This window comes from Flavivirga abyssicola (genome assembly GCF_030540775.2).
Lineage (GTDB): Bacteria > Bacteroidota > Bacteroidia > Flavobacteriales > Flavobacteriaceae > Flavivirga > Flavivirga abyssicola.
In genome coordinates, this window is the sequence record NZ_CP141266.1 from 3482769 (window position 1) to 3494977 (window position 12209).

At 33.0% G+C, this 12209-nt stretch carries 12 protein-coding genes; 1 reads left to right on the forward strand and 11 read right to left on the reverse strand.

Going from position 1 to position 12209, the window contains the following annotated elements:
• Window positions 1–15 precede the first annotated feature (15 nt).
• The 11 genes from Q4Q34_RS14705 to Q4Q34_RS14755 form a co-directional block, all read right to left on the reverse strand.
• Window positions 16–681: a 3'-5' exonuclease gene (locus tag Q4Q34_RS14705; RefSeq protein WP_303315599.1), complete on the reverse strand. Its 666-nt coding sequence runs from the start codon at window positions 679–681 to the stop codon at window positions 16–18.
• Window positions 682–2598: a DUF294 nucleotidyltransferase-like domain-containing protein gene (locus tag Q4Q34_RS14710; RefSeq protein WP_303315597.1), complete on the reverse strand. Its 1917-nt coding sequence runs from the start codon at window positions 2596–2598 to the stop codon at window positions 682–684.
• Between the two features lie 31 nt (window positions 2599–2629).
• A complete protein-coding gene (locus Q4Q34_RS14715) occupies window positions 2630–3244 on the reverse strand; it encodes a fumarylacetoacetate hydrolase family protein (protein WP_303315595.1) in 615 nt (204 codons plus the stop codon).
• A gap of 114 nt (window positions 3245–3358) precedes the next feature.
• Complete coding sequence (locus tag Q4Q34_RS14720; RefSeq protein WP_303315593.1) at window positions 3359–5065, reverse strand: glycoside hydrolase family 43 protein; 1707 nt, start codon at window positions 5063–5065, stop codon at window positions 3359–3361.
• Between the two features lie 131 nt (window positions 5066–5196).
• Complete coding sequence (locus Q4Q34_RS14725) at window positions 5197–5976, reverse strand: hypothetical protein (protein ID WP_303315592.1); 780 nt, start codon at window positions 5974–5976, stop codon at window positions 5197–5199.
• 418 nt (window positions 5977–6394) lie between these two features.
• The gene (locus Q4Q34_RS14730) at window positions 6395–7057 is read right to left on the reverse strand and encodes a peroxiredoxin-like family protein (protein WP_303315591.1); all 663 of its coding nucleotides are present in this window, start codon (window positions 7055–7057) and stop codon (window positions 6395–6397) included.
• Window positions 7058–7405: 348 nt separating this feature from the next.
• Complete coding sequence (locus tag Q4Q34_RS14735) at window positions 7406–8026, reverse strand: cysteine hydrolase family protein (protein ID WP_303315590.1); 621 nt, start codon at window positions 8024–8026, stop codon at window positions 7406–7408.
• 18 nt (window positions 8027–8044) lie between these two features.
• Window positions 8045–8455 carry a hypothetical protein gene (locus Q4Q34_RS14740; RefSeq protein WP_303315588.1) on the reverse strand — a complete coding sequence of 137 codons (411 nt, stop codon included), beginning with the start codon at window positions 8453–8455 and terminating at the stop codon, window positions 8045–8047.
• Between the two features lie 111 nt (window positions 8456–8566).
• Complete coding sequence (locus Q4Q34_RS14745; protein ID WP_303315586.1) at window positions 8567–9439, reverse strand: helix-turn-helix domain-containing protein; 873 nt, start codon at window positions 9437–9439, stop codon at window positions 8567–8569.
• Between the two features lie 154 nt (window positions 9440–9593).
• On the reverse strand, window positions 9594–9872 hold the full coding sequence (locus Q4Q34_RS14750) for an addiction module antidote protein (RefSeq protein WP_303315584.1): 279 nt from the start codon (window positions 9870–9872) through the stop codon (window positions 9594–9596).
• Window positions 9873–9876: 4 nt separating this feature from the next.
• Complete coding sequence (locus tag Q4Q34_RS14755; protein WP_303315582.1) at window positions 9877–10176, reverse strand: type II toxin-antitoxin system RelE/ParE family toxin; 300 nt, start codon at window positions 10174–10176, stop codon at window positions 9877–9879.
• Between the two features lie 262 nt (window positions 10177–10438).
• Between Q4Q34_RS14755 and Q4Q34_RS14760 the strand changes: the two genes are divergently transcribed.
• Complete coding sequence (locus Q4Q34_RS14760; protein ID WP_303315580.1) at window positions 10439–12205, forward strand: ABC transporter ATP-binding protein; 1767 nt, start codon at window positions 10439–10441, stop codon at window positions 12203–12205.
• The last annotated feature ends 4 nt before the right edge of the window (window positions 12206–12209 follow it).

Consider the following 12209-nt stretch of genomic DNA (forward strand, 5'->3'; position numbering starts at 1 on the left):
TTTATTTATAAACAGCTAGGTTTTCAATAAATAATCCCATTCTAAATTTTTTCGTTTATCCAATCGTGATAGAATTTTTAGAAAAACAATAGCAGTTATTAAGGCGTCACCATTCGCTGTATGTCTGTCTACTTTTGGTACATTAAGTTCATTGCATAAATCATCTAATGTATAATGTTCTTTTAAATTCTCACGATAAATAATATGTTTCGATTTATTGAATAGAGACCCTGTGTCGATAAATCTGTTTTTTAGTTTACCTAGTCCATTTCTGGATAACATTTCATTCATCATGTTTTTATCAAAATTAGCATGATGTGCTATTAAAACGGCATTTTTTACATAAGCTAAAAACGTCTTAATAGCTTCTAATTCGGTTACTTTTTCTAAAGAACCTTTTTTCATTAACCCATGAATCTTAACTGTTTCCGGGTTAAAAACGTCTTGTTCTAGATAGAGTTCTAAGCTATTATTTACTTGAATGGATTTACCAATAAAGCTCACTGCACCAATAGAGAGGATTCTATCATTTTTTTTATCAAAACCAGTTGTTTCGGTGTCAAAAGCAACAAAGCGTGTTTCTCCAATTGAATTCTTATCGGCATTTTTAAAGCTATCAACATAATCTACCCAAAAATCCGGAGCATTCTTTTTATGTTTACGAAACCATTTAAAAATCATTTACATAAAGTTTTTTAAGTCAAATCTGATTTTTAAAACTTCCTGAATTTTTTGAATAGGCTTAAAACAACGTCTAAGTTTTAATTTTTCTTCTTTAGTTAGAGTTTCCAAATCAATAAATTTACCGGAATTTGTACCTAATAAACCTTGTTTGGTTTTAAATTTAGATAAGGCTTTAAAGGCGTAAGAGCAAGATTCGTACAATTCTTTGTTGTTAGGTTCTAGTTCTGCTAATTTTTCAAAACGTTCTGAAGTATTGTTAACACCACTTATTTGTTTACTTAAAATGAGTAATCTTGCAGCGTCAATGAGAGGCATTAAAGCTCTGCTTTTAATATTGAAAAGTTCTTTTTGATCTCCATTTTGCTCTACTAAAAATTGCTTAAAAAAACCAAGAGGAGTAGGGCTTTTAACAGCATCACGTCCTAAAAATTTATAAAACAAATCAGTTTTTTCTAAAGTTGTGAAAATAGTATTTGTAAGATCATCAACTACTTGCTTATCTCCATAAACACAGTTATAATCAAAAAAGATTGAAGATAGTAAAATGGCTTTCTCGTCTGGACTTAAAATCCAATTTGTAAACTGATTTTTCCATTCGGTTAATGATTTACACCATTCTGGATTGCTTGCCATCATATCAGCTTCACAATATTCAAATCCAATTTTATTTAAAGATTTAGTAACTAGTTTAGCTAGTTTTAAAAAATAGGTTTTTGTTACTTCATATTGTTCTTCTGGGACATCATCAAAAACCAAGGCATTATCCTGATCGGTAAAAAGTAATTGTTCTCTACGCCCTTGACTGCCCAATGCCAACCAGGAAAAGGCTACCGGAGGGGGCGTAGGCATTTTTTTAAGAGCTAATTCTACAACACGTATAGTCACCGCATCGTTAATTTGAGAAATTACATTTATAATGTGTGTAATTGGGATATTTTGCTCAATATAACTTTTTAATAGAGCATTGCCTTTAAGTCTAGCGGCCCGTATCTTTTTAGTACGTTTTGCCCGCTTTATTTCTTTAAGTATAACCGTTGGGTTTTTGCCTAAATTAACTAAAATATCATGGTGAGTTAAAACACCAATAAGTTTGGAATTATCAGTACCGTCTTTAGTAATACATAAATGCCCAATGCTGCGTTTTATCATTTGCAACTGACCATCTGCAATTGTTAAACCCTTTTTACCAGTTATGACAGGAGAACTCATAATATTTGTTACCGGGGTTTCAATAGGAAAGAGACCTGTCGCTATTTTATTTTTAATGTCACTATTTGTAATAATTCCAACTGGTTTTTTTTCATCATCAACTACCACAATACAACCAATTTTATACGCACTCATTTTTTTTGCAGCGTCTTTTAGAGAAGATTCTGTAGAGCAAGTAATGGGTGATTTTGTATAATTTGCCGTTTGAAAATTCACTATGTCCTGAGACGTATTGGGTAAATAATCAACAAAAATTTTACCTGCTTCTTCTTCTGTATAAGGATCAAAAGCATTGGATGCAAATGCAGTTATTAAATATTTTTGAACTTTAGTGTTATTATCTGTTTCCGATTGAAAAACAGAAATTGGTATGGCATAGACTATAGATTCTTCATTGGCTGTGGCAGTAAGTTTATAAGGCTCTTTTGTTATGAGCGGCCGTAACCCAAAGAGATCACCTGTATCATGGATGTTCATAATATCCTTAACATCGCCGTTACTATAATATAGGTTTATGGCGCCGTCTCTCACAACATAAAAACGATCATGCCAGGGATCATCTTTTTTGAAAATGGTGTCTCCTTTTTCTAAATAATTTATAGTGACTTCCGTAGCTATTTTTAACAACGTGTTATTTGAAAGCATATTAAAAGGAGGGTAACCCTTTAAAAAGTCACCAACCCGTTCGGCTATAGAATTCTTCATAATACGCTCTTGTTTTTGGAGCTATAGTTTTTTAAATCATTTTAAAATCTAGTAATAATTCCCCTTCAATAGAGGCTTGTAAATGATCGCCTTTATAAATTTGACCAGCACCAACAGCTGGTGTTCCAGTAAAAATTAAATCTCCCGGAACTAAAGTCATAAAACTGGAAACAAAACTGATAATCTCACTAAAATTATAGATCATAAAATCGGTATTACCAACTTGTTTTTGTTCGCCATTAATAACTAAATCAAAATTAATATTATTAAGTTCGGGGAAGTTTGAAATAGGTTTAAAACTAGATATTGGTGAAGCACCGTCAAAGCCCTTAGCCAAAGCCCACGGGCCTTTATCAGCTCTACTCGCAGTGAGGACATCTTTTGCAGTATAGTCTATACCAACAGCTATTTCGGAAATATGAGATGGGGCATCTTCTATGGTAATATCTTTTCCTGTTTTACCAATTTTAGCTACCAATTCGACTTCATAAATCAATTCGTTTGAAATCGATGGAAATACGACATCTTTATTATCAGTTACTACAGAGCTTTCTGGTTTTGTAAATATTAATTGAGATCCGTTTTTAATGCCCTTAATTTCAGACTTATCACTTACGTAATTTTTACCAATGCCTATGACTTTCATCTTCTTTTTCTTTTTTATTATTTGATGTTTATTAAAGGCAATAAAAGTAATGAATTAAGCAGACTACTCCGAAGTTTTATAAGTAAATATTTGCGCTTTTCCAGACGAATCAAATTATTTGATGTCAAAAACAATTTCATCAAAACGTATTTCGCCTGGTGGTTTATTTGTATCCTTTTGAAGACAATATAACCCGATACGAGCACCAATCCATGAACCAGAACGTACTTCAAATTCAGGACCTAATTTGGTGAAATCTTTTCCATTGGTGCTAAATAAAAATTGCCCATGAATGATACCGTTACCATAATAATCTAAATCCTTTAGTTGGTAATCTTGAAGCGTGGCTTTTCGGGTTTCTTTTTCCTCTTTTGATAGTTTAGCGCGATACTTTAAAGGCGTAGGAAGTTCGCCATGAGTATCTAATCGTAACCAAAAATCGGTACCTATGATTGTTGTAGAACTTAAGATTTGTGTGCCAAAGCGCATAGACACTTTCATGGTGTCTTGTGTTTTTTCTAAGCCAATATCAAATGATTTTCGACCCAAAGAAGCTAACCCTGCTCTTATTCCTTTAAATTCTGAAGGACTTATTTTTACTGTTGCAGAAAAATTGAAATCAGGAAACATTTGAGTTAATACTTGTGGTATGCGCTCCAATTTTTGGTTTACAGAAAAAAGAGCTGGTAAAATTAATTTTCCGTCTTCAATTTTATACCAGTTCTTTTGTGGATTTGCTGGCCATTGCCATTGTAACCCGAGTGTATTAGAACTAAAATCGTCAGAGGTTTGCAATTTAAGTGGCACTATGGGAAGCGGATTCGTATAAGTTGCTACGGGGTTTCCTATACCATTATTATTGCTATCAATTCCTATTACTGGCCAATTGTCTTTTGTCCAATATGCAGGCTCTAATCGTACAATACGCCCTAAAGTACCAACGGATTGAAAATGAATAAACCACCATTCTCCTATATGAGATTCGACCAAGCCCCCTTGGTGTGGTCCATTTATACCAGTATCACCAGGTTCGCATATGGTTCGAATTTCATACGGTCCTTTAGGATTTTTTGAGCGTAAAGTGGTTTGCCAACCAAATTCAACACCACCAGCAGGGCATAAAATATAAAACCATTCTCCACGTTTCATAAACTTAGTGCCTTCTATGACACTTTGATATTTTTCGGTGGGAAATTTTTCAGGATTCTTAACGTCAAATACCGTAACAGGATCACCAATAAGTTTTGTGCCTTCCCAATTCATTTCCCACACATCAATACGTCCGTTAATACCTCGCCGGGATGCAGCATGAGCATGCGTTAGATATGCTTTACCAGTGTTTTTGTCCCAAATAGGAGAAGGGTCAATCCAACCAGAGGCCTCTTGGACTAGTACAGGTTTACTCCATTCGCCAGCAGGATCTTTCGTTTTTACCTGATAAATACCTGTATCGGGATCTCCCCAAAAAATCCAAAAATAACCATCATGATAACGCATAGTAGGTGCAAAAACTCCTTTGCCTAAACGTGGGACATTATAATCCAGTTGATCCTTACGTCTATTTTTATAGTCGAAAAGTGCATCGGGTATTTGTTGAATACCATGACCTATTAATTTCCAATTAACCAGATCTTTAGAGTGTAGGATAGGTAAGCCCGGAGCCATATTGAAACTTGAAGCAGTCATGTAATAATCTTCACCGACTCTTATAACATCAGGATCGGAAAAGTCTGCAGTGATTATTGGATTTTTGTATCGTGTTTGAGACGTTTCTGTATGCTTTGCTTTTGGTTCTTTTCGACATGCAGATAAGAGTATCATTAGCAGGATAAAAAGAGGCTTTAATAATCGATTAAGGTTCATTTGTTGAGGGCTTTATACATATATTCCAGGGGCTCTAAGATAAAAACTATTTATTTAAGAAGAACTCTATTTATAATTTATAGGAGTAATTATTTAGTGCTCTTTTTTGTTCCTAATAAATATAGTATAACACCTGGTCCTGATTTTACTTTATCAATTTCCCAGTCATAATTTTCAGTGCCATTTAAACTTCGAACAAGCACATGCATTTCTTTTACAGAATATGTTCTAAGTGATGAAACAAGCCCATCCCATAATACAAATAAAGGAACAATTGGAATTAGATAAGTGAATACAATCCGACCGATTTTAAATGGTTTGATAAAAGGCGTTGTAAAGAGTACACTTAATGGTGAAAATAGCATCGCTAAAAGACTTGGAAAACTTCTTTCCTGTGCTTCAAAAACAGCAATAGAACTGTTGGAATTAATAGTATTTTGTAAAATCTGTTTTGCATCATTTGGCCTAAAATGGTGTAAAGACAAAAACTGTGTTCTTAATCCTTTCAATTCTGTTGGCACATCTCTTGCATCTACTGATTTATCTATATACTCAAAATTGTCAGCTTGTTTTTTTGTGAATTGAAACGCTGGAATATTAGGATAAAAATCAGTTAGCGTTATTTTCAGATCAGGAATATCTTTTTTTAATTCTGAGTTTAACCAAATGAGTCCGCCACCACCACCTGACCCAAGATCAATTATTTGATTTGTTTTACCTTTTTGAAGTCCTTTTTTTATAATTGGAATAATGGCTTTATACATTTTGGTCTTATTAGACAAGAATTGCAAAAAATCGGTTCCATAGTTTCTTAGAAATGTAGGAAACCATTTTTGGTCTTCAAATTCAAATAAGTGTATTCGTCCCATATTTTTTTAATTCACGTCAGTTTGATTTTTAAATATTGAAAATCAGTTATTTGTATGTTATAGGTAAAGGGAGCGCGTCATCCGAATGAGGTACGAGGAAGAACTCATCCTTTTGAGATGTTTCGTCACTCTCTGTAGACATTGACAACTACTTTCCCGTCAACGGAACTAAATTAGTAAAAAGGTTTGAATTTCTGATTAAGAAATCGTGAGCAAGATCATTAAATATTTTTTGTTTTTTACACCCATAATTAAAGCATTAAAGGGCTGTATTTTGTTTCAATTGTAAGCGGGGTAGTTAGTTTTGGATATTTAATATATTATAATACATATTTTTTATTATTTATTGATTAAGAATTGATAAGGGTAATGCCTTATACAGACATTATAATTCCCTTATCAAAAAAACTAACAACACTTATTCTTGTATTACTTTTAAGTTTACCAATTCATTGAGAATAACGGTTGGTTCTGCTCTTGTCATATAGTTTTCTTCTACATGAGCCCAAACAATATTCATATCTCTATCTATAACAAAGGTAGCGGGTACTAATAATCCGTTCTCATCATTTCCATGTAGCTCAGATAGGTTGATTCCAAAATTGGAGTATTCCCTTTGTAAGTCTTTATTGAGGTGGAAATAAATACCTATTTTTTTAGACAATGTACCATTTAAGTCTGTTAATACTGGATGACTGAGTTTGTTTCGTGTAGTCGTAGACTGAGCATATTCGGGAAGCTCTGCACTTATTGATACAATATTTGTACTAGCTCGTTCGAATTGATCTTTCAATTGATCGTATGCTCTAAGTTCTAAATTACAATAAGGGCACCAACCACCACGGTAAAAGTTCAGAATTAAGAAATCATTACTAATAAAATCTCTTAAAGATGTTTTCTTCCCAGTTTCAGATACTATTAGTGGTATATCTGGAATTGCTTCACCAACTTTAAGCGTATTTGAAGCTAAATTCCCTGTTTTTAATTCTTCTATTCCATCACTAATTACTTTAGCTATAGAGTGAGGCATTTTATTAAAACCAGATTCTGTTATCTGGTTTAGTGATTTTGATAATGACATATTTTTTTGTTTTAATTTTTAGATTTTATAAGTGAACTCATTTAGACTTTTTCAATTAGCTAAAAAATTGCTGTTTTCAGCTCTGTTTTTGTCTTTTTTTCCTTCCGTAGCTCTGCTATGGAACTCAAAAAAGTCTTCAACAGAGGCAAAAACTTCTAATTTTCGCTTAAATCCAAAAAGTCTAAATAAGTTCAGTTACTTCACTTTAAAGCATAGAATACCAGGGCGCTATTTGCGCGCTTTAAATTTTAACTGTAAACATTTAGGTTTTCAGTACTTTCTGTTACATGAATTTATGTAATAGAGAGACCATAGGTATTATAAAAGGAAGTAACCCATTTTAAGGTTTTATGAAAAATCCTCAAGAAGCGTATTTTCATTGACAATCGTCTTGCCTATATCTTTTGATGATATAAGTTGGCAAGCCCACATATCTAGAGTATTATGAAGAAATGATTTTTGGGACCGGTCTTCAAATGCTGTCATATTGCTTAGGTCGTCTACTAAAAAGATTGGAATATCCCTAGAAAACCCTTCATGAACGGAAAAACTTATCGAATAATTTGTGCTTAACCCCAAAAGAATAACTTGTTCTTTACCTAATTTTTTTAGGATTTGAGTGAGCTGACCATCAAAAAATACACTTGGTCTGGTTCTGGTCAAAATATAATCTTCATCTTTTTGTTCAAGTCGCTCATCCCACTGTGCCCAATCAGAATTTGGGTCAAAATAGCCTTCTTCTATTTGAGGCCAATCGGTACGTAAACCATTTTGACTGCCATCTTTTTTTAGCGTATATGCTGAATGGATTACAGGAATGTCTGTCTCTCTAGACAATTGCATGAGTTCATTAATGGGTGCAATCATTTCGCTTGCATCATTACCATATGGGCTGCTTGGTAAAGTAAATAACTTTTGCATATCTACAACAACAAGAGCCGCTTTTGTTTTATCGAATGTAAATTTCATTTTTAAGAGTTTTAATAATTAAGAATTAGATTCATCAGGTCTAGCAAAAATGACTTCTCTAGTTACTTGCCATCTGTCATCTTCCCAAATAAGGTCAATACTTAAAACAAGATATTGGTCTTCATTTACAAGATTCACTTTTCTTGAAATAAGTACATGCGCTTTATTTTCGTTTACAGCTACATGGTCAAATTTTGCCCAAGTGCTTAGTGGGTCAGAACCAGCTTTTCGCTTGGTTTCAAACAATCCTTTAAAAGCGGCCTTATCTGCAATGCTTACATTGTCTTCCAAATCAATAGAGATTACTTGCAAGCTATCGTGATAAATGCGTTCGAGTGTATCAACATCAAATGTGGTTCCAGCTTTTATTAGCTCTTGAATGGCATTCTTTACAGATTCTACGTTTGTTTTTTCTAATACAGTGTTCATAATTTAAAAATTTTAAAAGTTTAACTATTAATTACAATGCAAATATAGAATGGTAAGTAAGCTTTCTTAATGTCAATTCAATCAAACAAATGGTCAATATCTAACCGGGACTTAATTAAGTAGTTTATCTACAAATTGAGTAGGTGTCATTTTTTCATACTTTTTAAAGAATCTCACAAAATTAGAGGGATCACTAAAACCTAAATCATAAGCAATTTCTTGAGAGCTATACAATTTTTCTGTTAGTTTTCGCTTTATTTCAGTTATTAGCCAGCTATCTATAAATGATTTGGCGGTTTTATGTGCTAAGTCTTTACAAATGTCATTTAAATATTTATAAGAAACTCTCATCATTTCGGCATAATCTGCAGCATTATGTGTTTGCTGGAAATGGGTATCTAATAAATCTTGAAATAGTACATAATCTCTATACCTCTGGCTTTGAAACACTTTGTGCTGATAAATACTATTACGTTTTATTTGTAATATGAGAGAAATAAAAACAGACTGAATTAATTCTTTTTTGAGATTTAAATTCGGGCTCCGAATGAGGTCCTTAAGTTGATTGATAAATGGAAAAAGCAAAGCGATATTTTCTTCACCTATATTGAGGTGAGGAGTATGATATAATTGCAGGAAGTGAAATAAATTTTTATCGTTTAGTCCTTCTGTAATAAAAGCTTCGTCAAAAGAGATAATGAATCCATTAACTTTTAGCGTTCTTTCAAATTTGTGTACTTGGCCTTTTAAACAAGGTATAATCGTTCCAGAAGTGATGACTTGTTCTTTAAAATCAACAGTATGCTTCCCTTTTCCGTTTGTATAAATAGCTAAGCCATGAAATTGGATTCTATGTGGCTGAAATAAGTCCACATGAGAGTTAGAGAACCTCTTGTACATTTCATCCACAGTAGATATATCAAATTTCAACTGCTCTCTTTGTACTTTTTCAAACTGAATATTTTCTATATCCTGCTTTTTCATTTTTTTGCTATATAACGTATTTTATAAAAAACGTAGGACATGTAAAGAGCGATACGTTTCAAATTAGTCACTTTGTAAATAAACATAGAACCTTTTGATTAAGCACAAAAGCTCTATGTTTTTTACATGGTTGTGGTATCGTTATTTTTTAGGTTTATATTGGATTCACCTGAATTTGTCCACCTATCGCTTTCAATACTTTCATTATTGTCGCAAATTGAGGTTTTGCTCCATCAGATAAAGCCTTATAAAGACTTGGTCTGCTTAATCCAGTTTCTTCCGCAATTTTTGTCATTCCAATTGCTTTTGCTATATGTCCAATCGCGTTAATTACATCGGCATTATTTCCTTCTTCTAGAACAGTATTGAGGTATTCTGCAATTATCTCTTTACTATCTAAATAATTGGCTATTTCAAATTTTGAAGTTTCCATTTTTCTATTTATTTAATTTTTTCCAAATACTTTTCGCTTTTTCAATGTCTTTTTGTTGAGTTGATTTGTCTCCACCAATTAACAAAACAATTATTTTTCCATCCTTTTCTTTGAAATAAACACGATAACCTTTAGCAAAATTTATTCGTAGTTCCCTAATTCCATCTCCTACTGTTTTGCAATCTCCAAAATGCTCGTCAGTTTCCAGTTTCTGAATTCTGAATAAGATTTTTGCTTTAGCCTTAAAGTCTTTTAATTTTCTTAACCATTTATCAAATTCTGTTGTTTTCTCAATAAAGAACATAAATGTTGTATCTACTTGGATACAAATTTAAGGAAAATATTTTAATAAACTGGTTATTGACTATGGAGTAATTTTTGAGAAGAGTGAGTGTTTTATGAACTACAACAATTGGATACAAACAATTTGCCTATATCCACATTATAAGACTAATATAATAAATCTATAAATTTCTACAGTTGTGTTTAAATTAAATGTTATTAATATGATTCATGGTAAAGATTAGTTAATTTTACCAACTACCTTATTGGTTAAAATCATTTCGATGCAACACCTCAAAAATAATCCGGAAAAAAAAGTCAAAAATAAAGTTACCATGGCGCAGGCCTTTAAAACTATTATTTGGCCCCGACGTAATTTAGTCTTTATTGGTCTAATTTTAATAGTTATTAGAAGTTTAGCCGGTTTAATTTTGCCATGGCAAAGTAAAGTATTGTTGGATGATGTGGTGCCAAATAAAGATATTGATCTGTTATACAACTTAATAGCTATTGTTTTAGGTGCCATTTTATTGCAATCGCTTACCTCTTTTTTGCTTACACGTATTTTGAGTGTACAAGCACAGTATTTAATTAGTGAATTACGTGCACAGGTACAGAAAAAAGTACTTTCACTGCCTATTAGTTTTTTTGATAATACTAAATCAGGTGCTTTGGTGTCTCGTATTATGAGCGATGTTGAAGGCGTTAGAAATCTTATTGGTACAGGTCTGGTTCAGTTAGTGGGAGGGACTTTCACGGCCATTGTATCTTTGATTATTTTAATAAAATTAAATGCATGGATGACGCTTTTTGTATTTGTACCACTATCCATATTCGGATATATTGCGCTTAGAGCCTTTAAATATATTCGTCCCATTTTTAGAAAACGAGGTAAAATAAACGCAGAGGTTAAGGGGAGATTAACCGAAACTTTGGCAGGTGTTCGTGTAATAAAGGCGTTTAATGCCGAAGCACAAGAAAACAAGACTTTCGAAAAAGGTGTTGATAAGCTATTTCAGAATGTAAAAAAGAGTTTAACGGCTACTGCTTTAATGACTAGTTCTTCCACTTTTTTAATAGGCGTTGCTACCACAGGAATTATGGCAATTGGTGGATATTATATGATAAATGGTGAAATGACTTCCGGAGAATTTTTATTCTTCACGCTTATTTTAGGGTTTATGATTGCTCCCATAGTACAAATGAGTAATATTGGAAGCCAGTTAACGGAAGCTTTAGCTGGTTTAGATAGGACGGAAGAACTAATGAATATGACTACTGAAGAGGATAATAAAGAGCGAACCATTACTCTTGAAAGCCTTAAAGGTGACATTGTTTTTGACGATGTGTCATTTTCCTATGAAGAAGGTAAAGAGGTGTTGCATCATATAAATTTCAAAGCATCAGCTGGTTCTACAACGGCTTTGGTAGGAAGTTCAGGCTCCGGAAAATCTACCATTGCAGGTTTGTCTGCAACGTTTTTAAATCCAAAATCGGGCAAAGTTACTATAGATGATCAAGATTTATCTAAAGTAAAACTAAATACGTACAGGCAGTATTTAGGAGTGGTATTACAAGATGAATTTTTATTTGAAGGGACCATTAGGGAAAATATCATGTTCCCAAGACCTGATGCCACAGCATCTGAATTAGAGAATGCGGTAAAAGCAGCTTATGTAAATGAATTCACAGATCGTTTTGAGGACGGCTTAGAAACCCTAATAGGAGAAAGAGGCGTGAAATTATCAGGAGGTCAGCGACAACGATTGGCTATTGCACGTGCTATTTTAGCAGACCCGAAGGTTATTATTTTGGATGAAGCGACGTCTAGTTTAGATACTGAGAGCGAAGCTTTAATACAAAAAAGCTTGGGTGAGTTAGTTAAGAATAGAACGACTATTGTAATTGCTCATAGGTTAAGTACTATTAGAAAAGCAGACCAAATTTTGGTTATAGAAGCAGGACGCATAGTAGAGCGTGGTACTCATGATGAATTGATTGCTTTAGCGGGGCGATATTATGATTTATATACATATCAAGCTAAGATTTAATAAA